Below are 22,386 nucleotides of genomic sequence, written 5' to 3'. Positions count from 1 at the left end.
AGGGGCGGTGGAGGGTGTTACCGGCTGCCGCCGGCGCTGCGGCGCGCGATGCGCACGGCCGGCTCGATCGACGGTTCGGCCGCACGCGTGCCGTCGGCCGCGACGCGCGGGCGGTTCATGATGTAGGTCCACAACTGCTCGGCCGCGAGCCCGCGCTTGCGGGCCGACCGGTACAGGCGAATCTCGAGCTCGGTGATCCAGTCCGCCGAGCCCGCACGAACGAGCGAACCATCCGCGAGTTCTTTCGCCACGCAGCTTTCGGGCAGCCAGCCGATGCCGTGCCCGGCCACGACCATTCCTTTCAACGCCTCGGACATGTGCGTCTCGAAGCACCGATGCAGCGCATACGATTCGGACGCGTTCAGCAGCAGCATCTCGACGACGTTCCCGAGGAACGCGCCCGACGAATACGCGAGGAGCGGCAGCGGCGCGTCCGGCGTGCCGGGCAGTTCGAATACCGGCTTGCCGCGCGCGTCGGGCGTCGACACCGGCAGGATCCGCTCGACGCCGAGCGTGACGAACGGGAAGTGGTTCGGATCGAGCACGATCGGCAGTTGCGGATGGTGATAGCCGAGCAGCAGATCGCATTCACCTTCGACGAGTTGCTGCACACCTTCGGGCACGTTCACCGCGTTCACGCGCGCGGTCACGTGGCCGACTTCGCCGTTCAACTGCTTGAGCCATTCGGGGAACAGCGTGAACACGAGCGTATGCGCGACCGCGAAGCGCACCACCTGGTCGCTTGCGGCGAACTGGTCGTAGCCGTTCACGAGGTTGCGTGCCGCATACATGCTGCGCAGGATATCCGCGGCCAGCCCGCGGAACATCTGCCCGGCCGGCGTCAGCGCGATCGGGTTGATGCTGCGGTCGACCAGCTTCGCGTCCATCCATGTTTCGAGCGCGGCGATTCGTCTGCTGAATGCCGACTGCGTGAGGTGCCGATGACGCGCGGCCCGGGAAAAACTCTTGGTATCCGCAAGGCTCAGGAAATCTTCCAGCCACTTTGCTTCCATGTTGATCTTCGCTTTTTATAGTCGGCGCCGGAAGGCGGCGGCGCCGTTTCACTGAACCGGTTTGGTAGCGTACCGCGCCTCGCGCATCGGAGCCGATGTTTTTTTTCGATTGGTGTTAGTCGAAATATGCATGGGCGTTGTCGGCGGGATTACGGCTACATACGGTTGAGGTGCCGGACCCGGCTAACCGGTTAGTTCACCGCGTCGAACTGCCCGACTTGCCGCAGACGGTACTTCCCCCCAGGGCCGGCCGCGCATCCGCGCGCGCCGGCTCGCCTTTCCGCTATTCCGCCCGGGCAACCGAAGGATGTGGCGCAATCCCCGTCGCGGTGCAGGGCGGGCCGCCGCAATGGCTCGCCGATGCCGCGTCGCGGTTCGCTGCGATGCGGCAAGGCCGGGCGGGGAGGTGGCGGGGCGCGGGCGACCGCACGGCGACGGGGGAAGCCGCGCCGACGCAGGCGAGGCACCGCTGCCGGCCGGCGGCGCCGAGAGTCGCGGAGGCGCGCCGCCAGGGGAAGGATTGGTGCAGTGCAGATTGCACAGTCGTGACACGCGGGGGAACTATGTTCGACAGGCGCGGTGCAGCAGAGGCCGTGCGCGGGCACGGCACGCCTCTGGCGCGTCCTGCGTCGTGCGCATCGCACCATCGTGGTGCGGCGTGCCGCGGGGGCGTGCCGGTCGCGCGACAAAAAGGGGGAACCTGAGGGAATATCGCAAGGCACGTTCCTTGCAAGGCAGTCAGTACGCCGGTCCGGCATGCGCAATGCCGGGGAAAACGATCGATGGAGAAAAGATCGATGAAGCCATTCGATGAAATGCTGCAATCCGGCGACATGGTGAGGGCGCCTTACGCGCGCCTCAAGCAGTGGCTCGACACGCAGAACCCCGCGAGCCTCGCCCAGAAGGCCCACGACGCGGAAGGCGTGTTCCGCAGGACGGGCATCACGTTCGCCGTGTACGGCGACGCGCAGGCCGCCGAGCGGCTGATTCCGTTCGACATCGTGCCGAGGATCATCTCGGGTGCGGAATGGAGCCGGCTGTCGCTCGGCATCGAGCAGCGCGTGATGGCGCTCAACGCGTTCCTCGACGACATCTACCACCGCCAGGAGATCGTGCGCGCCGGCATCGTGCCGAAGCATCTGATCGCGCACAACGAGGCGTTCATCCCGGAGATGATCGATTTCCGGCCGCCCGGGAACGTTTACACGCACATCATCGGCGTCGACATCGTGCGCACCGGCGAGAACGAGTTCTACGTGCTGGAGGACAACGCGCGCACGCCGTCGGGCGTGTCGTACATGCTGGAAAACCGCGAGACGATGATGCAGCTCTTCCCCGAGCTGTTCCAGCAGGTCAAGGTGCGCCCGGTCGAGACCTATCCGCAGATGCTGCGGCAGTCGCTCGCGGCCGTGTGCCCGCCGGGCGGCAACGCCGACAACCCGACCATCGCCGTGCTCACGCCCGGCATCCACAATTCCGCGTACTACGAACATTCGTTCCTCGCCGACCAGATGGGCGTGCACCTCGTCGAGGGCAGCGATCTGCAGGTGGTCGACGGCCGCGTCGCGATGCGCACCACCGAAGGCTTCCGGCCGATCGACGTGCTGTACCGCCGTGTCGACGACGCGTTCCTCGATCCGCTCACGTTCCGCCCCGATTCGGTGCTCGGCGTGGCCGGGATCATGGACGTCTACCGCGCCGGCAACATCACGATCGCGAACGCGCCCGGCACCGGCATCGCCGACGACAAGGCGATCTACTCGTACATGCCGGAGATCGTCGAGTTCTACACGGGCCGCAAGGCGCTGCTGGAGAACGTGCCGACCTGGCGCTGCGGCGAGGCCGACAGCCTGAAATACGTGCTCGACCATCTCGACGAACTGGTCGTGAAGGAAGTGCACGGCTCCGGCGGCTACGGGATGCTGGTCGGCCCGTGCGCATCGAAGGCCGAACTCGAGGCGTTCGCCGCGAAGCTGCGCGCGCGTCCCGCGAACTACATCGCGCAACCCACGCTGGCGTTGTCCACGACGCCGATCCTGACCGAAGCCGGCCTCGCGCCGCGCCACGTCGACCTTCGGCCGTTCGTGCTGGTGTCGGACCGGATCCGCATCACGCCGGGCGGGCTCACGCGCGTCGCGCTGCAGGAGGGATCGCTCGTCGTCAACTCGAGCCAGGGCGGCGGCACCAAGGACACCTGGGTGCTGGCCGACTGAGCCGGGCACGACCGCGCGCGCCGCAGCCGGCGCGCGAACCGAACGAAGACGGAGTGGACACGAGATGCTTCTGGGACGAACTGCGAGCGGTCTCTACTGGATGTACCGCTATATCGAGCGCGCGGAGAACATCGCGCGCATCGTGGATGCCGGGCTGCGGATGGCGCTCACGCGCACGTCCGACGCGCCGGCCGAATGGTCGTCGGTGCTGGTCAGCTCGGGCGCGGACGACGGCTATCGTCAGAAGTACGACGCATATGCCGCCGATACCGTGACCGACTACCTGCTGCGCGACCGCGACAACCCGTCGAGCGTGCTGTCGTGCATCGAGAACGCGCGCTCGAACGCGCGGATGGTGCGCACGGCGCTCACCCGCGAGGCGTGGGAGAGCGTAAACGGCGCATGGCTCGCGCTGCGCCACGCGCTCGCGCAGCCGGTGCCGGAGAGCGGGCTGCCGGCGGTGCTCGACGAAGTGAAGCGTGAAACCGCGCTGATCCTCGGCAGCTTCTACAGCACGATGCTGCGCAACGAGATCTTCGATTTCGCGCAGATCGGCGCGTTCGTCGAGCGCGCCGACAACACCGCGCGGATTATCGACGTGAAATACCACCTGCTGCTGCCGTCGGTGTCGCACGTCGGCACGATCCTCGACAACTACCAGTGGGAGACGATCCTGCGCTGCGTGGCCGCACACCGCTCGTATCGCTGGGTGTACGACGTGCAGTACAAGCCGATGAACATCGCCGATTACCTGATCCTGAACGGCCGCATGCCGCGTTCGCTGCGCTATTGCTACGGGCGCGTGGTGTCGAGCCTGAACATGCTCGCGAAGGATTACGGCGTGACACACCCGTGTCACGACACGGCCACGAAGATTCTGCAGATGCTGTCCGACACCTCGGTCGAGCGCATCTTCAAGAGCGGCCTGCACGAGTTCCTGACCGACTTCATCGGCCGCAACAACAGCCTCGGGATCGATATCGCCCAGGCTTACAACTTCGACTGAGACTTGCCATGCGACTCGCCATCCGACACATCTCGCGTTATCAGTTCGACGATCAAGCCACCTACGCGTTGCAACGGCTGCGGCTGCGCCCGCAATCGGGGCCCGGGCAGACGGTGCGCGCGTGGCAGGTCACGATCGAAGGCGTCGAGCCGGCGCTGTCCTACACGGACGGGCTCGGCAACCGGATCGACCTCGTGCGCCACGACCGCGGCGCGAAGAACGAGATCGTCGTGGTCGCGGCCGGCGTCGTCGAGACGCAGGACCGCGCCGGCATTCTCGGCAACCCCGAGGGCTATGCGCCGCCGTGGATCTTCGAGCGCGAGACCGCGCTCACGAAGGCCGGCGACACCGTGCGCGAACTCACGCAGGCGCTGCCGATCGAGCCGCACAGCCTCGACGCGCTGCACTGGCTGATGACGGAAGTGCATGGCCGCATCGCGTACGCGCCGAACCTGGCCGACGCGCCGGTCGATGCCGAAACCGCGCTGCAAAGCGGCGAGGGCACGAGCCGCGACCATGCGCATGCGTTCATCGCGGCCGCGCGCGCGCTGAAGGTGCCCGCGCGCTATATCTCCGGCTACGTGCTCGCCGACAGCGCGATGCAGCGCATCGCCGACGCGAAGCAGAGCGCGGCGGACGACGAGGAAGAGGAGGCGCTCGCGCTGCAGAGCGGCGACGGCATGCAGCAGGCGCTCGGCGCATCGCACGCCGCGCAGTCGCAGGGCTTGCCGCAGGCGGCGCTCGGCGCGCAGCCGCAGGCCGCCGCGCTGATGCAGCAACCGGCCGGTCATGCATGGGCGGAGGCCTACGTCGAAGGGCTCGGCTGGGTCGGCTTCGATCCGTTCATGAACCGCTGCCCGGACGAGCGCTACGTGCGCATCGCCGTCGGCCTCGACGCGCGCGACGCGCAGCCGGTGACGGGACTCGGCGCGAGCATCGTCGGCATCGAGATCAGCGTCGTGCAGTCGCCGGAACTGGTCTGACGCACCCCTTCGCCGAATCCGCCGTGCCGTGCCGCCGCAGCGACGGCGACGCGGCGCGCGCGGCCGGCCCAACCCGAACCGAGCGGCTCTCCCATGCCCATCCACGTCGCGCTGCATCACACCACCCGCTACCGCTACGACCGGCCCGTCAACCTCGGCCCGCAGATCGTGCGGCTGCGGCCCGCGCCGCACTGCCGGACGCCGATCGTCGCGTATTCGATGACGGTCGAGCCCGCGCAGCACTTCATCAACTGGCAGCAGGACCCGTTCTCGAACTATCTCGCGCGGCTCGTGTTTCCGGAACGCACCGAACACTTCGAGATCGCGATCGACCTGGTCGCCGAGATGTCGGTGTACAACCCGTTCGACTTCTTTCTGGAAGCGAGCGCGGAGCACTATCCGTTCAACTATGACGATGCGCTGAAGACCGAACTCGCGCCGTACCTCGCGTGCGATCCGCAGACGAGCGCGGCGCCGCTGTTCCGAGCGTATCTCGATGGCGTCGACCGTACGCCGGCCGGCACCGTGAACTTCCTCGTCGCGCTGAACCAGCAGCTGCAGCACGACGTCGGCTATCTCGTGCGGATGGAGCCGGGCGTGCAGACGCCCGAGCAGACGCTCGAGCTCGCGTCCGGGTCGTGCCGCGACAGCGCATGGCTGCTCGTGCAGCTGTGCCGGCACCTCGGCATCGCCGCGCGCTTCGTGTCCGGCTACCTGATCCAGCTCACGCCCGACGTGAAGGCGCTCGACGGCCCGAGCGGCACGTCGGTCGATTTCACAGACCTGCACGCGTGGTGCGAAGTCTATCTGCCGGGCGCGGGCTGGATCGGCTTCGATCCGACCTCGGGCCTGCTCGCCGGAGAAGGGCACATCCCGCTCGCGTGCACGCCGCAGCCGACCAGCGCCGCGCCGGTCGAAGGGCTGATCGACGAATGCGAAGTCGCGTTCGAACACGAGATGGCGGTGACGCGCGTGTACGAATCGCCGCGTGTGACGAAACCGTATACCGAGTCGCAGTGGGACGCCGTGCGCACGCTCGGCGCGCAGGTCGACGGCGCGCTGACGGCCGGCGACGTGCGGCTCACCCAGGGCGGCGAGCCGACCTTCGTGTCGATCGACGATCGCGACGGCGCGGAGTGGAACACCGATGCGCTCGGCCCGACCAAGCGCGGCTACGCGACCGAACTCGTGCAGCGGCTGCGCGCCGAATACGGCGAAGGCGGCTTCCTGCATTTCGGGCAGGGCAAGTGGTATCCGGGCGAACAGTTGCCGCGCTGGGCGCTGTCGATCTTCTGGCGCGCCGACGGCCAGCCCGTGTGGCACGATCCGTCGTTGTTCGCCGACGAGCGCGAACCGTCCGCGTGCACGACCGCCGACGCGAAGCGCTTCATCGACGCGCTGGCCGCGCGCCTCGGCCTGACCGACGAATTCGTGCGGCCCGGCTACGAGGACGTCTGGTACTACTTGTGGCGCGAGCGCCGGCTGCCCGTCAACGTCGATCCGTTCGACTCGCGCCTCGACGACGAGCTCGAACGCGCGCGGCTGCGCAAGGTGTTCGACCAGCAGCTCGACAGCGTGGTCGGCTACGTGCTGCCGATCAAGCGCGCGGACGACGTGGCGGGCCAGCCCGGCCTCGACGGCCCGCGCTGGCAGACGGGCCCGTGGTTCTTCCGCGACGAGCGGATGTACCTCGTGCCCGGCGATTCGCCGATGGGCTATCGGCTGCCGCTCGATTCGCTGCCGTGGGTCGCCGGCGCCGACTATCCGTACCTCGTCGAACGCGATCCGTTCGCGCCGCGCGCCGCGCTGCCGGACGCTGCCGCGTTCCGTGCGCGTCACGCGGGCACGGCCGACGCGCCGCGCTACCTGGCCGGCGCGCATCGCGAAGCACCCGTGCAAACGGTCATGCAATGGCGCGGCGACGGCACGGCCGCCGACGGGCGGCACGCGCATGGCACGGCGGACGCGCAGCGCCGCCCCGAGCGCTTCGAATCGGCCGCATGGATCACGCGTACCGCGCTGTGCGCCGAAGTGCGCAACGGCATCCTGTATCTGTTCATGCCGCCGCTCGCCGCGCTCGAAGATTATCTCGACCTGCTCGCCGCGATCGAGCTGACCGCGCACGCGCTCGACGTGAAGCTCGTGCTCGAAGGCTATCCGCCGCCGCGCGACGCACGGCTCAAGCTGCTGCAGGTCACGCCCGATCCCGGCGTGATCGAGGTGAACATCCATCCGGCGAAGAGCTTCGACGAACTCGTCGGCCAGACCGAATTCCTGTACGACGCTGCGTGGCAGTCGCGCCTGTCCAGCGAGAAGTTCATGGTCGACGGCCGGCACGTCGGCACGGGCGGCGGCAACCACTTCGTGCTCGGCGGCGCGACGCCGGCCGACAGCCCGTTCCTGCGCCGCCCGGACCTGCTCGCGAGCCTGATCGCGTACTGGCACAACCATCCGTCGCTGTCGTACCTGTTCTCGGGGCTGTTCATCGGTCCGACGAGCCAGGCGCCGCGCGTCGACGAGGCGCGCAACGACCAGGTCTACGAGCTCGACATCGCATTCGCGGAAATCCAGCGCAACAAGCTGCTGTACGGGCAGGACATGCCGCCGTGGCTCGTCGACCGCGTGCTGCGCAACCTGCTGATCGACGTGACCGGCAACACGCACCGCAGCGAATTCTGCATCGACAAGCTGTATTCGCCCGATTCGTCGACCGGGCGGCTCGGCCTGCTCGAACTGCGCGCGTTCGAGATGCCGCCGCATGCGCGGATGAGCATCGTGCAGCAACTGCTGCTGCGCGCGCTGGTCGCGCGTTTCTGGGCCGCGCCGTATACGACGCCGCTCACGCGCTGGGGCACCGCGCTGCACGATCGCTTCATGCTGCCCGCGTTCCTGAAGATGGATTTCGACGACGTGCTGGCCGAGCTGCGCGACGCCGGTTTCGCGTTCGATGCGGCGTGGTTCGCGCCGCACTTCGAATTCCGTTTCCCGCTGTTCGGCCAGATCGCAGTGAACGGGATGCAGCTGTCGCTGCGCGGCGCGCTGGAGCCGTGGCATGTGATGGGTGAGGAGGGCGCGACCGGCGGCACGGTGCGCTACGTCGATTCGTCGGTCGAACGGCTCGAAGTGCGCGTGACCGGGCTGAACGACAACCGGCACGTCGTGACCGTCAACGGCCGCGCGCTGCCGCTGCAGCCGACCGGCACCGTCGGCGAATACGTCGCGGGCGTGCGCTACAAGGCATGGGCGCCGCCGTCGGCGCTGCATCCGACCATCGGCATGCATGCGCCGCTCACGTTCGACATCGTCGATACGTGGCTGCAACGCTCGCTCGGTGGCTGCCGGTATCACGTCGCGCATCCGGGCGGGCGTAACTACGCGACGTTCCCGGTCAATGCGTACGAGGCCGAGAGCCGCCGGCTCGCGCGCTTCGTCGCGATGGGGCACACGCCGGGGCGGATGGACGTGTCGGCCGCCGCGCCGAGCCGCGAATTCCCGTTCACGCTCGACCTGCGACGGCCTTGATCCCCGGATGAAAGCACGGACGACGATGCGCGGTTCCCGACCTCCCGGCGCGCCGGCCGGAGTGCTAGGATGCGGGCAGAACGCGGCCGCCCGCCGCGTCCGCCGTGCCCGGCCGTCGGTGCGGCGGCGCGCGGGTGCGTCCGCCCCCTGACGACGGAACGATATCGACCGTGCCGCCTATTCACCCCGACGATCTCGCCGACGCCGACGCGATGCCCACGCTCTTCGATACCGGTGCGCAGCCGGATGCCGCGGAACTGGCCGCCGCGCTCGCGGCGCCGGCCGCGGCCGGCCGCTACGACGAACTGCGCGGCAGCGCCGCCGGCCTCACCGCGCCGCTGCTCGCGCCCGCATGGCGCAGCTTCTTCACGTCGATCGGCAGCGACGGCGTGGCCGACCTCGACCGCCGCGCCGACGCGCTGCAGCGCCGCATGCGCGAGAACGGCCTGTTCTACCAGCTCCACGAACAACGCGCGGGCGACGGTGCGGCCGGCCCGTGGTCGCTCGACCTGCTGCCGCTGATCGTCACGCCCGAGGACTGGGTCGCGATCGAGCGCGGCGTGCTGCAACGCGTGCGGCTGCTCAACGCGACGATGGCCGACCTGTACGGGCCGCAGACGATCCTGCAGCGCGGGCTGCTGCCGCCCGCGCTCGTGACCGGGCATCCGGGCTACCTGCGCGCGATGCGCGGCGCACGCGTGCCGGGCGATACGTGGCTGCACGTCGTCGCGTTCGACCTCGCGCGCGGCCCCGACGGGCAATGGCGGATCGTCGCGCAGCACACGCAGGGGCCGTCCGGGCTCGGCTATCTGCTCGAGAACCGGCTGATCGTGTCGCGGCTCTTTCCGCGCGGCTTCCGCGGGCTGCGCGTGCAGCGGCTCGCGTCCGCGTACCGGTCGCTGCTGCAGAGCATGCAGGCGCTCAGCCCGGCCGCCAGGAATTCGCGGATCGTGCTGTTGACGCCGGGGCCGCACAGCGCGACGTACTTCGAGCACGCGTATCTCGCGCGCTACCTCGGCCTCACGCTCGTCGAGGGCGGCGACCTGACCGCGCGCGACAATCGTGTATTCCTGAAGACGCTGCGCGGGCTCGAACCCGTGCACGGCATCCTGCGGCGCGTCGACGACGCCTGGCTCGATCCGCTCGAACTGCGGCCCGATTCGCTGCTTGGCGTGCCGGGGCTGCTGCAGGCCGTGCGCGCCGGCAACGTGCTGCTCGCGAATGCGCCGGGCTCCGGCTTCCTCGAATCGCCGGGCATGCTCGGTTTCATGCCGCGCCTCGCGGAAGGGCTGCTCGGCGAAACGCTGACGTTGCCCGCCGTGCATTCGTGGTGGTGCGGCGAGGCGGCGGCATGCGACGACGCGCTGGCGCAGCTCGCGCGCTGCATCGTGAAGCCGTCGTATCCGCCCGACGTGCAGGCCGGCGGCGCGTTCGACCCGGTGATCGGCGCGCGGCTCACACCGGCGCAACTGGCCGAATGGCGTGCGCGAATCCTGGCCCGGCCCGAGCATTACACGGTGCAGGCCGACCTGCCGCTGTCGCAGGCGCCGACCTGGCCGGGACCCGACGCGCCCGACGGCTCCGGCGGCGCGCGCATCGTGCCGAAGCCGCTGCTGCTGCGCGTGTTCGCGCTCGCCGATGGCGCGCAACGCTGGCGGCTCCTGCCGGGCGGGCTGTCGCGGGTCGGCACGCGCGATACGCTGTTCAACGCGCCGATGCCGCGCGGCGGCAGCACCGTCGATACGTGGGTGATGACCGAAGGCATCGTCGATTCGACGACGCTGCTGCAAACCCGTCTCGGCCCCGACGATCTGGTCGAGCGCCCGCGCGCGATCGCGAGCCGCGCGGCCGAGAACCTGTTCTGGCTCGGCCGCTACACCGAGCGCGCGACCAACCTGATGCGTCTCGCGCGCGCCGCGCTGGAGCGGCTGCGCGGCGAGGACGACGTCGACAGTCCCGCGCATCTGGAATTGATCGACACGCTGTGCCGCGACACCGGGCTGATCGCGCCCGACGCACCGAACGCCGTCGATGCGCCGCGCGCGTTCCAGCACGCGCTCGCGACGTCGCTGACGCGCGGCGCGGACCGTACGTCGGGCATCGCGTCCTGCCTGTTCGGGATGCGCGCGGCCGCCGCCGCGATCCGCGAGCGGCTGTCGAGCGATCAGTGGCGGCTGATCGACGACGCGACGCAACTGTTCGCCGACAGCGCCGATCATCCGGAAGCCGAGGAGCAGATCGGCAACGAGGCGCTGCAGCTGCTCGAGCGGCTGGGGCTGCTGCTCGGCGCGATCACCGGCGCGCAGACCGACAACATGACGCGCGACGACGGCTGGCGACTGCTGTCGATCGGCCGGCAGATCGACCGGCTGGACTTCCTGTGCAGCGTGCTGAAGTTCGCGTTCGACGATGGCGCCGTGCATCGGCAGGACGGCTTCGAACTCGTGCTGGAACTGTTCGACAGCACGATCACGTTCCGCTCGCGGTTCCAGCGCGGCTTCGACGTCGCGCCGCTGCTGTCGCTTGTCGTGCTCGACACCGACAATCCGCGCTCGCTGGGCTGGGTCGTGCAGGCGTTGCGCGGCCGGCTGACGAAGGTCGAGCGCAGCGAGGGCTATGCGCTGTTCGAGCTGGCCGAGACGATTCCGGACGTGCCCGCGTGGTCGCTGCACGAGCTGTGCGAAACCGGCGACGACGGCCGGCACGACACGCTGCTCGATGCGCTCGACACGACCGTGAAGGCCGTGTGGGAGCTGTCGAACCGGATCGGCGAGCGCTATTTCAGCCACGTGCGCGAGGCGGGCAGGACGCTATGGTGACGACGAAACACGCGGCGAAGACGCCGCCCGCGGCCGGTGCCGGCAGCGCGAAGGAGGCGGCCACGCCTGCCACGCCCGCCGCACCCGCAACGCCGGCGGCCGTCGCGGCCGGCCGCGTGCTGCGCGTCACGCACGACACCGAATACCGCTACGCCGCCCGCGTCGAATCCGCCCAGCACCAGGCGCGGCTGCAACCGCTCGCGACGCCGCGCCAGCAGGTGCTGTCGTTCGCGCTCGACATCGAGCCCGCGCCGGAAGCGGTCTGCACCGAGATCGACGCATTCGGCAATGCGCGCGCATCGTTCGCGCTGAACCAGCCTCACGACGCGCTGCTCGTGCGCAGCCGCAGCACGGTGCGCGTGAGCTCGCCCGTGTGGTCGCAGGGCGCACGCGGCGCGCCGCCGCCCGCGATCGCGCATCCCGACGCCGAACATGCAACGGCATGGGAAGCCGTGCGCGACCGCTTGCGGTTTCGTGCCGGGCAGCCGTACGACGCGGCGAGCGAGTTCGTGTTCGCGTCGCCGCACGTGGCGTGCGATCCCGAACTGGCCGCGTACGCGGCCGCCAGCTTCACGCCGCGGCGGCCGCTCGTGCAGGCCGCGTGGGATCTGATGCAGCGGATTCACGCCGACTTCGCGTACACGCCGAACAGCACCGACATCACGACGACGGCGCTCGATGCGTTGCGATTGCGCAAGGGCGTTTGCCAGGATTTCGCGCACGTGATGATCGGCGCGCTGCGCTCGCTCGGGCTCGCCGCGCGCTACGTGAGCGGTTATCTGCTGACGCAGCCGCCGCCCGGGCAGCCGCGACTGATCGGCGCGGATGCGTCGCATGCATGGGTCGACGTCTACGACCCGGCATGGCCCGAAGACGGCGGCTGGCTGCAGCTCGATCCGACCAACGACCGTGCACCGGGCGACGACTACGTGATGCTGTCGATCGGCCGAGACTACGCGGACGTGACGCCGCTGCGCGGTGTGATCCGCGGCGGCGGCGCGGATCAGGAGCTGAAGGTCGGCGTGACGGTCGAGCCGCTCGATACGCCGTAAGTCACGCGGCATGATCGCGCCGGCGCCGCGCGCGTCGGCCGTTTAAGTCTTCGTTAATTCTGCCCGCCTAGCATGGTGATGCCGCCGGCGCCGGACCCGGGTCCGGCGCCGGCGGCACGCACGGGTGCGTCGACGTCACGGCGCCGCGCCGTCGCGCGTGGCCATTTCATTGCAACGGCGGCAGACATGATCAAGAACTTCGACTACCCGCTCGGCAACGAGACGATCGCGCTCTGCGCGAGCTTCGGCGCGGGCCCCGCATTCCGTCGCGTGCTCGTGAGCCGCGCGGATTCGATGGAGACGCTCGTGGTGCTCGATGCGCGCGGCCTGTCGGGCCTGCTGAAGGTCGCGACCGAGCAGCCGGAAGGATTGCTCGACGATGCGATCCGCAAGGTCGGCGACGAACAGCTCGTCGAGCGCGCGATCAGCGGCCGGACGATCGTCGAAGCCGCGCTTTGAGCGGGCGGCGCGTGAAGGAGGCCGGCATGGCCGGCTGCAACGCACCGCCTGGCGTTGCAGCTTACGCGGCGAACCGGTCCGTCGCGGCGAGCAGTGCCTTCAGGATGCCCGGTTCGTTGTACGCATGCCCGGCGTCCGGCACGATCTCGAACGTCGCGTCGGGCCATGCCTTCGCGAGGTCCCACGCGGTGCGCGCGGGCGTCGCGATGTCGTAGCGGCCTTGCACGATCACGCCCGGAATGCCGGCGAGGCGATGCGCGTCGCGCAGCAACTGGCCTTCGTCGACGAAACCGCGGTTCACGAAGTAGTGGTTTTCGATGCGCGCGAACGCGAGCGCGTAGTGGCCGTCCGCGAAGTGCGCGGCCAGCGCCGGATCGGGCAGCAGCGTGATCGTGCGGCCTTCCCAGATGCTCCATGCGCGCGCGGCTTCGAGCTTCGCGGCTTCGTCGTCGCCCGTCAGCCGGCGATGGTATGCGGCCATCAGGTCGCCGCGCTCGGCTTCCGGGATCGGCGCGAGGAATTCCTCCCACAGGTCCGGGAACAGCCACGACGCGCCTTCCTGGTAGTACCACAGCAACTCCGCGCGGCGCATCGTGAAGATGCCGCGCACGACGAGCGCGCTCACGCGCCGCGGGTGCGTTTCCGCGTACGCGAGGCCGAGCGCGCTGCCCCACGAGCCGCCGAACACGAGCCATTGTTCCGCGCCCACCATCTCGCGCAGCCGCTCGATGTCGGCCACCAGGTCCCAGGTCGTGTTGTTGTCGAGGCTCGCGTGCGGCGTCGAACGCCCGCAGCCGCGCTGGTCGAACAGCAGGATGTCGTAGCGCTCGGGATCGAACAGGCGGCGATGGTCGGGGCTGCAGCCCGCACCCGGGCCGCCGTGCAGGAACACCGCCGGCTTGCCGGACGGGTTGCCGCAGCGCTCCCAGTAGATGCGGTGGCCGTCGCCGGTGTCGAGGTGGCCGTGGGCGTAGGGTTCGATCGGTGGGTACACAGGCAGGCTCCGGGTGAGGGTCGGCAGGAGGGCGGACGAGGCACGGGCCGGTGTGCGACGGAATACCGCGGCGCCGGTATCGCGGATATTGCGGCGCCGCAAAATTCGTTGTGTCTGCATCGGACCGGCCGCCGCCGGGCAAGGCTTGTCATTATGCCCATTCATTCCGCCCGCCGTGCGGCGGTCGGCACCGGGCGTGCGGCGCGGCCATTTCGGCCGACAGGCGCACAGAAATTTTTTGAAGCAATTTCGTTCCGATATTTTTCAGACAAAATCCCGGCGACATATCGGCGAGCCGGTCGCGGGCGCCGGCCTTCATACCGTTCCTCCACCGTGCCAACGGGAAACGAGCCGATGAACCATCGCGTCAAGCAGCTGACCGGGTTGCGCGCCGTCGCGGTCACGATGGTCGTCGTCGGCCATGCGGAGCACGTGCTGCCGGGCGGCTACACGGGCTGGTTCGCGCCGCTGCGGCTGATCGCCGACGGCCGGCTCGGCGTGCTGATCTTCTTCGTCCTCAGCGGCTTCCTGATCACCAACGTGCTGCGCGCGGAATTCGCGCGCACCGGCGGAATCGCGCTGACGTCGTTCTACGTGCGCCGCGCGTTGCGGATCTGGCCGGCCTGCTACGTGTATCTCGCGACCGTCGGCGTGCTCGCCATCGCCGGCTGGCTCGACGTCGATCGCCGCCAGTGGCTGTATGCGGCGCTGCATCTGTGGAACTACTCGGCGTGGTTCGGGCTGACGGGTGACAACACGCTGCATCCGGCCGGCGCGTGGTATCTCGGCCATTTCTGGTCGCTCGCGCTCGAGGAGCAGTTCTACTGGTTCTGGCCGCTGCTGTTCGTGTACGGCGCCCGCCGTCGCGGCACGCGCTGGCTGGCCGCGCTGATCCTGGTCGTGCCGCTGGTGCGCGCGCTCACGTATTTCGTCGCGCCGGCGCTGCGCGGGCAACTCGGGATGATGCTGCATACGGGCGTCGATCCGATCCTGATCGGCTGCTACGCGGCGCTCAACCGCGAACGGCTCGAAGCATGGATCCGCTCGTGGCGCGGCGAGACGCGCATCGTGACGGCGCTCGTCGTCATCGTGCTGTTCGGGATGCCCGTTGCCGAGCATCGGCTCGGTGGCTTCTGGAATGCAACCTACGGCGTGACGCTCGAGGCCGCGCTGATCGCGATCGTAATCGTCGTGCTGAATTTCCGCAGCGAGTTCTGGTGCGCGCGGTGGCTGCGCGCCGCGCCGGTCGTGTTCGTCGGCACGATCTCGTTCAGCCTGTATCTGTGGCAGCAGCCGTTCGCGAATCCGGAGCTGGCGGTTCCGCACGCGTTCCCGCTCGGGATCGTGTGGGCGCTGCTGGCCGCGACGGCGAGTTATTTCCTCGTCGAGAAGCCGTTCCTGCGGTTGAAGGATCGCTACGCCGCGCGCGAGGCTCGACGCATGCGCGACGATGCGCTGCGGATGCCGGTGCCGACCGATGCGATCGGGCCGAAGGTGGTGGAGTAGGGCAGGCGTGACGGGCCCCGCCTGTCTACCAGGCTGAAACGCTTCAGCGCCTTGGGAAAATACAGGGCGCGCCGGGCCGATTCCGTCCGACTTGTCGTCGCGACGCGAAATGGCGACGTTGCGAACCTCCCGGAAACGCGAGGCAGACCGTCGCTGTTCGGCTACGAACCGCCATTCGACCTCACGTCCGCCGCGGTCATTCGACGTGCTCCGGCATCCGCTTGCAAGCATCTGCCGGGTTCCGGCGTCGCCTGAACGCTAGCGACTCATTTATCCATTTGAATAAAATCGGACAAGATTCTATTGTTCGGTTGATATGCGGTAATGCTCTGACGATGTAGCTTCTGCCTGACCGGCTTTGCGACCGTGGTGACAATCGATCATCGGAGCTGATGGATGATCAAACGGCTTACGCTTGTATCTGCCTCGATCGTATTGGGCTGCGTTGCGACCATCGCCCCCGTGCTGACGAGCATTTACGTTGCCGATGAGGACGTCGAGCGACGGGATCAGAACGATCTGCGCGACTTCGCAGCCAAGGCGCTCTTGCGCGCGGAGTTGGTCACGTATCAGGCCGTTACTGCCCTTGCGGACCTCGAGCGTGTTCCGGGGGCATCCTGTTCCGCCGCCAACCTGTCGCACGCGGCGCGCGTGATTTTCAATTACGGCTATGTGCAGGATGCGGGCACCTACGCCGACGGACAATATCTCTGCTCGCCCTTGATGGGCGATGTGCGCGCGCTGCATTTGACGCTGCCGCCGGCCGATTGGCGCAGTGCGGACGGATATTCCGTCTGGTTCAGGCGCAAGAGCCCGCTGAGCGACGTGCGCGAGGACATCCAGTTGGCTCGCAACGGCCATTACGTCTTGATCGATCCAAAGTCATACGTCGATCTGATCGATCCGGCGAGGCGCCCGATCGCGGCGGTCAATACCGACACCGGCACGCTGTTCGCGCTCTCCTATGGCGCCGACAAGGATGAAATGCTCAACGCATGGAAGCTCGGCGGCAAGCTCGAGAACGACCGATGGTATTACGCGGTCGCGAAGTCCGCGACCGGCCCGCTCGCGATGGTCGTCAAATCGCCGAAGAGCAGTCTTGTCGGCGACTGGCCGAAACTGCTTGCGACGTGGCTTTCCATCGGCGTTGCGCTGGGCGCTGCGATCGGATGGCTGGCGTTCAAACGCGTGTCGCGCCAGCTCTCCTTTCCGGCAACCCTGGAGTGGGCGATCAGTCGCAAGAAGATGCAAGTCGTCTACCAGCCGATCGTCAATCTTGCAGACGGCCGTTGCGCCGGGGTCGAGGCGCTCGTCAGATGGGAATTGAACGGGCGACCCGTGTCGCCGGAGATCTTCGTGGCGGTTGCCGAGGAAAATCATCTGATCCAGCCGTTGACCGATCTCGTGCTCGACAAGATTATTGCCGACATGACGCCTCTGCTGCGCACACACCCGGCATTTTATGTGTCGATCAACGTGAGCAGCGACGATTTGCGAAGCGATCGGTTCCTCAAGGTTCTCGCGCGCGTGCTAGACGGCACAGGCATTGACCCGTCCCAGATACGGATCGAAGCCACCGAGCGCAGCTTCATGAATGCGGACGAAACCCGCGACGTCATCGCGGCATTCAGGGCGGCCGGACACCCCGTCTATATCGACGATTTCGGCACGGGCTATTCGAGTCTTTCCTACCTGCAGACTTTCCAGGTCGATATTCTCAAGATCGACAAGTCGTTCATCGACACGGTCGCAAGGGACACTGCATCGAGCATCGTCGCACCGCACATCATCTCGATGGCTCACGAGCTGGGTCTGGAAGTCGTTGCCGAGGGTGTCGAATCGGACACACAGGTCGAATATCTTCGAGGCAAGGGCGTGCAGTACGGACAAGGCTGGTACTTCGCGAAGGCCATGCCGGTCGTAGAGCTGATGGCATGGTTGCTGGCGCGCGAAACGTCGCAGGAGACCGCCAGGTTGACGGCGGCGTAGCATTCGATGGCATCCGTCGTTTGTTTCGCTGCGCGCGAACGTCGATAAGCGATACGAGCGAAAATCTGCGAGGAACAAAAAAGGCCCTCGCGGGCCTTGGGTTGGAGAGCGAGGCCGACGCTTAACGCGTCAGCGCCGTGAACTCCTCCAGCAGTCGATCGACATCAGCCGCTTCGATCGCGCCCATCGTCGAGATGCGGAACAGTTCCTTCGACAACCCGCCTTGCCCCGCGTAGATCACGAAGCCGCGCGCCTTCAGGCCGTCGTGCAGCGTCTCGTACGTGACGCCCTGCGGCAGCCGGTACGCGCGCAGCACGACCGACGATGCGCCTTCGGGCAGCACGAGCGGCATCCCGCGCGCGGCGAGGCCGGCCTGCGCCTGATCCGCGAGCGCCTTGTAGTGCGCATGGCGCGCACGCCAGCCACCGGCTTCGTCGAACTCGCGCAGCGCTTCGACGAGCGCGTAATACGCGTGCACGGACGGCGTGAACGGCGTATTGCGCTGGTCCTGCAGCTTCGCGAGACGGCCGAGATCGAGGTAATACGTGCGGCTCGCGGCCTTCGCAAGCGCGCCGCGGCGCACGATCACGAACGCCGCGCCCGGCACGCCGTGCAGGCACTTGTTCGCGGTCGCGGCGACCGCGTCGATCACGCCGCCGGCGAAGTCGATCGCTTCGGCGCCGAAGCTGCTGACGCCGTCGACGAGCATTTTCACGCCGCGCGCGCGGCACACGTCGGCGATCGCGCCGAGGTCGTTCAGCCGGCCGGTCGTCGTTTCGTGATGAATCACCGCGACGTGCGAATAACCGCCCGCGTCGAGACGCGTGGCGATCTGCGCGAGATCGGGCGCCTGCATCCATTCGTGCTTCAGCACGTCGTGCGCGATGCCGTACTGCGTCGCGATCTGCGTGATGCGCTCGCCGTACACGCCGTTCTCGATCACGAGCAGCTTGCCGTCCTGCGGCACGAGCGCCGCGATCATGCTTTCGACGGCGGCGGTGCCCGAGCCCGTCATCAGCACGGCGGCCCATTCGGCCGGATCGAGCTCGTACGCGGCGACGAGGCGCGCACGCGCTTCATCCTGCAGATCGAAGAATTCGCTTTCGCGATGGCACAGGTCGGGTTGCAGCAGGCTGCGGCGCACGCGTTCGGTCAGCGTTACCGGGCCGGGATTCAGCAGCAGCATCAATGAGCTCCTTCGGCATGGGCTTCAGCCTGTGCGGCGCCGATATGCCGCATCAGGCGGGTCTTGACCTCGACCGGCGTGACGGTCGGGCGGGGCAGGCCGTCGGGCACGCCCGTGCGGATCGCCACGCGCACGAACTGCGCGCCGTCGGCTTGCGTCGCGAGCGTCGCATCGAGCACGTCGAGCGTATCGCCTTCGACGGCCGATGCGTAGCCGCATGCGGCCGCGACGCCCGCGAACGACACATGCCGCGACACGGTTGCCTGACCGCCGGTCGATTCGTGCGCGCCGTTGTCGAGCAGCACGTGCGTGAGGTTGGACGGACCGTAGGTGCCGAGCGTCGCGAACACACCCATCCGCATCAGCGCGGCGCCGTCGCCGTCGACGGCCACCACGCGCAGGTCGGGGCGCGCGAGCGCGAGACCCAGCGCGAGCGGCGTCACGCAGCCCATCGAGCCGACCATGTACAACTGGTTCGGGCGGTCGTCGATGGCATAGAGTTCGCGGCCGCAGAAGCCGGTCGACGCGAGCACGACGGTCGAATCGACCGGCGTGTGCGCGATCACGCGCTGCAGCGCGTCGTGGCGGGTCGGCCACGCGGCGGGCGCTTCGGCGCGTGCCGCCGACTGCGCGGCGACGTGCGCGCGCGGCGCCGCCGCCGGGTTCGCCTTCAGTTCATACGGCGCGACGCTGCCTTTCTGCATCACGAGCGCGTACGGGCGGCCCGTTGCGTCCATGTGCGCGATCGCGCGGTCGAGTGCCGGGCCGACCTGTTCGGGGTCGGTCGGGAACGTCTCCCACGGGATCTCCATCGTGTCGAGCATCGCGGGCGTGATCGGCCCCATCAGCGCATGCTGCGGTTCGTCGGCCACGCCCGGCTGGCCGCGCCACGTGACGATCAGCAGCTGCGGCAGCCGGAACGTCCAGGTCAGCGACGTGAGCGGGCTCACCGCGTTGCCGAGCCCCGAGTTCTGCATCATCGCGATCCCGCGCCTGCCGCCGAGCGTGGCGCCCGCGATCAGCGCGACCGCGTCGCCTTCGTTCGCGGCCGACAGGTAATGCAGCGTCGGGTCCTGCAGCACGTAGTTGATGAACGGCGTGAGGTACGAGCAGGGTACGCCCGCGTACCAGTCGAAGCCGCGTTCGCGCGCGGCCTCGACGAACTGGGCCGCTTCGATCATTGCGCGCCCCCGTTGCCGGCGCCCGGCTCCGACAGCGGCGTCTGGCCGTGCGCGAAGTCGCCCGCGCGGCGGAAGTCTTCGAGATCGTTGACGCCGCGCCAGTGGCCGTGCACGTACTGCACCTCGATCTTCTCGCCGGCGGCGATCAGTTCGTTGAGCAGGGACGGGATGTCGAGCGTGTCGAAATCGGGGCGCGCCTGCAGCGTCGCGAGCATCGCCTTCAGACGATCGACGCCGGCGCCGCGCACGTTCAGCAGACCGATCCAGCGGCCGTGCGGCGTGCCGGCGGCGGCGACGTCGCTCGATACACGTTGCAGATACGTCTTCTGGCCGAACAGGCCGCGATCGTCGGCGGCCGAGCAGAGCGCGAAGTCGCGCACGCTTTGGTTGGTCTCCGTGAGCGACGAATCGACGACGACGCTGAACTCGGCCTCGCTCTCCGCCAGGTCGCGCAGGATGTAGCTGCGGAACAGCAGGTCGCCGTACGAGATCACGGTGTCGCCGGTCAGGCGTTCGGCCGCGCATGCGAGCGACGTGAGTTCGCCCGTCTGCGCATGGCGCTCGTTGACGACGAGCTTGATGCCCGACGTGTCGATCGCGTCGGCGCGATAGCCGCCGACCACGGTGATGTCGTTCACGCCATGCTTCTTGAAGCCGTCGACGAGCCAGCGCAAGAGCGGTTTGCCGGCGACCGGCAGCATGACCTTGGGCTTGTCTTCGGTGACGGCCTCCAGCCCCTTGCCGCGGCTCGCGGCGAGCACGATCGCGGCGTTCGACGCGCGCGACGACGACGACAGGTAGATGCGCTCGGCCGCCGAGTATTCGTCGGCGTCCTGCAGGCGGAAGATTTCGTTGACCGACGCGACGCGGTCCTCGACGTTGATCAGCGTCTGGTTTTCGTGGATTTCGCGTGCGACGGACTGCATCGCCGATGCCGACGCACGGATCAGGTGGTTCGCCCAGATCACGGTGCTGATGCCGGCCTGGCGGAACACGTCGGTCGGCGTGCTGTAGTACTTGGTCGGCACGATCACGAGCGGCGCGCGGCCGCTCCATTCGCGCGCGAACTGCAGGATCTCGTCCGGGCGCGACAGCTTGCTGTGAATCAGGATCGCGTCGGCGCCGGCTTCCGCATACGCGTTCGCGCGGCGCAGCGCCTCGTCCATCCCCCAGCCCGCGATCAGCGCCTCGACGCGCGCGACGATCGAGAAGTCGGGATCGCTCTGCGAATCCTTGCCGGCCTTGATCTTGCCGCAGAACTCGTCGATCTCGGCGAGCGGCTGGCGCTCGCCGTCGATGAAGCTGTTCGTCTTCGGGAACTGCTTGTCCTCGATGCACACGCCGGCGATGCCGCGCTGCTCGAGCTTCTTCACGAGGCGGCGCACGTTGTTGAAGTTGCCGTAGCCGGTGTCGCCGTCGAGCAGGATCGGCAGGTCGCTCGCGTCGGCCATGAACTCGAGCACGTCGACGACCTGGGTCCAGCTCGCTTCGTTGTTGTCGCGCACGCCGAACTGCGCGGAGATCGCGAGGCCCGATGCCCAGATGCCCTTGAAGCCGGCTTCGCGGACGATCCGTGCCGACAGGCCGTTGTGCGCTTCCATCAGGAATTCGAGGTCGCTGCTGACGAGCATGCGGCGCAGGCGTGCGCTGCGCGATTCGGAGAAGTTGGGTTCGCGTGCGTTCATCGTGCGGCTCCTGCGGTCGTGCGTTGAATCAGGGGAAGAATTTCTTGCGTGGCGCGTGCGACGTCGTTCGGGAAGTCGATCTCGATCCACGGCGAGCCCGTGACGTCGGCGACGTCGAACGAATGGCCGCCTTCGAGCAGCAGGTCGCGCACGGCTTCCTCGTGCGGCATGTTCGCGCGGCCGCTGTCGACGTAGCCCGCGACGATCGTCGCGAGGCGGCGCGCGGTGCCTTCGGTGAAGCGGAAGAAGCCGACCGACTCGCCGATCGTGTCGTATTCGAGGTCGACCGCGAGCTGCTTGCGCAGCTCGACCGGCACGCCGTTCTTCAGGCACAGCTTGACGGGCTCGTCGCCGGCCTCGAAGTCGCGATCGATCAGCAGGCGGTCCACCGACTTGTCCGGATCGGCGACCAGCGCGTGCAGGATGTTCTCGTCGTACAGCACGTCCGCGTCCATCAGCAGCACGTCGCCGCCGCGCGTCATCGCATCGGCGACGGTGTGCACGGTCAGCACGCTGCCGAGGTCGTAGCGCTCGTTCACCACGATCTCGGCGCTGCGGCCGAGGCGCTCGAGTTCCTGCTCGACCTTCCCGGCCTGGAAGCCGAGCCCGAGCACGATTTCATCGACGCCGGCGGCGTCGAGCACGCGCAGATGGCGCTCGAGCAGCGACACGTCGTCGAAGCGCAGCAGGCACTTCGGGAATTGCGCCTCGGGCGGTTGTTGCAGGCGCAAGCCGAGGCCTGCCGCAAGAATGATGGCTCGCATGGGTTCTCCAACCA

The 22,386-nt window shown here is 68.3% G+C and carries 16 protein-coding genes; 9 read left to right on the top strand and 7 right to left on the bottom strand.

Features of this window, described 5'->3' with window-relative positions; genetic code table 11:
- Positions 1–17: 17 nt before the first annotated feature.
- Positions 18–1,013: a LysR substrate-binding domain-containing protein gene (locus tag ACV22V_RS18945; protein ID WP_059689878.1), complete on the bottom strand. Its 996-nt coding sequence runs from the start codon at positions 1,011–1,013 to the stop codon at positions 18–20.
- A gap of 797 nt (positions 1,014–1,810) precedes the next feature.
- Between ACV22V_RS18945 and ACV22V_RS18940 the strand changes: the two genes are divergently transcribed.
- The 7 genes from ACV22V_RS18940 (at position 1,811) to ACV22V_RS18910 (ending at position 13,067) form a co-directional block, all read left to right on the top strand.
- The gene (locus ACV22V_RS18940; protein WP_059450610.1) at positions 1,811–3,226 is read left to right on the top strand and encodes a circularly permuted type 2 ATP-grasp protein; all 1,416 of its coding nucleotides are present in this window, start codon (positions 1,811–1,813) and stop codon (positions 3,224–3,226) included.
- Positions 3,227–3,290: 64 nt separating this feature from the next.
- Complete coding sequence (locus ACV22V_RS18935; RefSeq protein WP_059524971.1) at positions 3,291–4,232, top strand: alpha-E domain-containing protein; 942 nt, start codon at positions 3,291–3,293, stop codon at positions 4,230–4,232.
- Between the two features lie 8 nt (positions 4,233–4,240).
- Complete coding sequence (locus tag ACV22V_RS18930) at positions 4,241–5,215, top strand: transglutaminase family protein (protein ID WP_059689879.1); 975 nt, start codon at positions 4,241–4,243, stop codon at positions 5,213–5,215.
- A 93-nt stretch (positions 5,216–5,308) separates the two neighbouring features.
- Positions 5,309–8,737, top strand: a complete 3,429-nt coding sequence (locus ACV22V_RS18925; protein WP_448015053.1) for a transglutaminase family protein — start codon at positions 5,309–5,311, stop codon at positions 8,735–8,737.
- 212 nt (positions 8,738–8,949) lie between these two features.
- Positions 8,950–11,556: a circularly permuted type 2 ATP-grasp protein gene (locus ACV22V_RS18920; RefSeq protein ID WP_448015156.1), complete on the top strand. Its 2,607-nt coding sequence runs from the start codon at positions 8,950–8,952 to the stop codon at positions 11,554–11,556.
- Positions 11,550–12,608, top strand: coding sequence for a transglutaminase family protein (locus ACV22V_RS18915; protein ID WP_448015051.1), 1,059 nt, complete (start codon positions 11,550–11,552; stop codon positions 12,606–12,608). Before ACV22V_RS18920 ends, ACV22V_RS18915 begins: the two co-directional genes overlap by 7 nt.
- A 186-nt stretch (positions 12,609–12,794) precedes the next feature.
- The gene (locus ACV22V_RS18910; RefSeq protein ID WP_059525674.1) at positions 12,795–13,067 is read left to right on the top strand and encodes a hypothetical protein; all 273 of its coding nucleotides are present in this window, start codon (positions 12,795–12,797) and stop codon (positions 13,065–13,067) included.
- Positions 13,068–13,128: 61 nt separating this feature from the next.
- Here the strand turns inward: ACV22V_RS18910 and pip are convergent, their stop codons facing one another.
- Positions 13,129–14,061 carry a prolyl aminopeptidase gene (gene pip / locus ACV22V_RS18905; protein WP_059524980.1) on the bottom strand — a complete coding sequence of 311 codons (933 nt, stop codon included), beginning with the start codon at positions 14,059–14,061 and terminating at the stop codon, positions 13,129–13,131.
- Positions 14,062–14,212: 151 nt separating this feature from the next.
- Positions 14,213–14,380 (bottom strand): hypothetical protein, encoded by a 168-nt coding sequence (locus tag ACV22V_RS18900; protein ID WP_156437134.1) that lies wholly within the window; start codon positions 14,378–14,380, stop codon positions 14,213–14,215.
- A gap of 35 nt (positions 14,381–14,415) precedes the next feature.
- Here ACV22V_RS18900 and ACV22V_RS18895 point away from each other — a divergent pair, with 35 nt between their 5' ends.
- Both ACV22V_RS18895 and ACV22V_RS18890 read left to right on the top strand, forming a co-directional pair.
- The gene (locus ACV22V_RS18895; RefSeq protein ID WP_223958819.1) at positions 14,416–15,567 is read left to right on the top strand and encodes an acyltransferase family protein; all 1,152 of its coding nucleotides are present in this window, start codon (positions 14,416–14,418) and stop codon (positions 15,565–15,567) included.
- A gap of 396 nt (positions 15,568–15,963) precedes the next feature.
- The gene (locus ACV22V_RS18890; protein WP_448015048.1) at positions 15,964–17,556 is read left to right on the top strand and encodes an EAL domain-containing protein; all 1,593 of its coding nucleotides are present in this window, start codon (positions 15,964–15,966) and stop codon (positions 17,554–17,556) included.
- 121 nt (positions 17,557–17,677) lie between these two features.
- Here the strand turns inward: ACV22V_RS18890 and ACV22V_RS18885 are convergent, their stop codons facing one another.
- Genes ACV22V_RS18885 through ACV22V_RS18870 form a run of 4 tightly spaced genes read right to left on the bottom strand, consistent with a single transcriptional unit; the run spans position 17,678 to position 22,372 of the window.
- Positions 17,678–18,742: a 2-aminoethylphosphonate aminotransferase gene (locus ACV22V_RS18885; RefSeq protein ID WP_448015046.1), complete on the bottom strand. Its 1,065-nt coding sequence runs from the start codon at positions 18,740–18,742 to the stop codon at positions 17,678–17,680.
- Positions 18,742–19,923: a phosphonopyruvate decarboxylase gene (gene aepY / locus ACV22V_RS18880; protein WP_448015044.1), complete on the bottom strand. Its 1,182-nt coding sequence runs from the start codon at positions 19,921–19,923 to the stop codon at positions 18,742–18,744. The genes ACV22V_RS18885 and aepY overlap by 1 nt, the downstream gene beginning before the upstream one ends.
- Positions 19,920–21,608, bottom strand: coding sequence for a phosphoenolpyruvate mutase (gene aepX, locus ACV22V_RS18875; protein WP_059524989.1), 1,689 nt, complete (start codon positions 21,606–21,608; stop codon positions 19,920–19,922). The genes aepY and aepX overlap by 4 nt, the downstream gene beginning before the upstream one ends.
- A complete protein-coding gene (locus ACV22V_RS18870) occupies positions 21,605–22,372 on the bottom strand; it encodes a phosphocholine cytidylyltransferase family protein (RefSeq protein ID WP_059524991.1) in 768 nt (255 codons plus the stop codon). Before ACV22V_RS18870 ends, aepX begins: the two co-directional genes overlap by 4 nt.
- Positions 22,373–22,386 lie beyond the last annotated feature (14 nt).

It is taken from the genome of Burkholderia sp. AW33-5 (assembly GCF_053427615.1).
This window is presented reverse-complemented; position numbering and strand designations above follow the sequence as displayed.

Coding starts and splice junctions, on each gene's coding strand:
- ACV22V_RS18945 (WP_059689878.1), bottom strand. CDS start 1,013: ATGGAAGCAAAGTGGCTGGAAGATTTCCTGAGCCTTGCGGATACCAAG.
- ACV22V_RS18940 (WP_059450610.1), top strand. CDS start 1,811: ATGAAGCCATTCGATGAAATGCTGCAATCCGGCGACATGGTGAGGGCG.
- ACV22V_RS18935 (WP_059524971.1), top strand. CDS start 3,291: ATGCTTCTGGGACGAACTGCGAGCGGTCTCTACTGGATGTACCGCTAT.
- ACV22V_RS18930 (WP_059689879.1), top strand. CDS start 4,241: ATGCGACTCGCCATCCGACACATCTCGCGTTATCAGTTCGACGATCAA.
- ACV22V_RS18925 (WP_448015053.1), top strand. CDS start 5,309: ATGCCCATCCACGTCGCGCTGCATCACACCACCCGCTACCGCTACGAC.
- ACV22V_RS18920 (WP_448015156.1), top strand. CDS start 8,950: ATGCCCACGCTCTTCGATACCGGTGCGCAGCCGGATGCCGCGGAACTG.
- ACV22V_RS18915 (WP_448015051.1), top strand. CDS start 11,550: ATGGTGACGACGAAACACGCGGCGAAGACGCCGCCCGCGGCCGGTGCC.
- ACV22V_RS18910 (WP_059525674.1), top strand. CDS start 12,795: ATGATCAAGAACTTCGACTACCCGCTCGGCAACGAGACGATCGCGCTC.
- ACV22V_RS18900 (WP_156437134.1), bottom strand. CDS start 14,380: ATGAAGGCCGGCGCCCGCGACCGGCTCGCCGATATGTCGCCGGGATTT.
- ACV22V_RS18895 (WP_223958819.1), top strand. CDS start 14,416: ATGAACCATCGCGTCAAGCAGCTGACCGGGTTGCGCGCCGTCGCGGTC.
- ACV22V_RS18890 (WP_448015048.1), top strand. CDS start 15,964: ATGATCAAACGGCTTACGCTTGTATCTGCCTCGATCGTATTGGGCTGC.
- ACV22V_RS18885 (WP_448015046.1), bottom strand. CDS start 18,742: ATGCTGCTGCTGAATCCCGGCCCGGTAACGCTGACCGAACGCGTGCGC.
- aepY (WP_448015044.1), bottom strand. CDS start 19,923: ATGATCGAAGCGGCCCAGTTCGTCGAGGCCGCGCGCGAACGCGGCTTC.
- aepX (WP_059524989.1), bottom strand. CDS start 21,608: ATGAACGCACGCGAACCCAACTTCTCCGAATCGCGCAGCGCACGCCTG.
- ACV22V_RS18870 (WP_059524991.1), bottom strand. CDS start 22,372: ATGCGAGCCATCATTCTTGCGGCAGGCCTCGGCTTGCGCCTGCAACAA.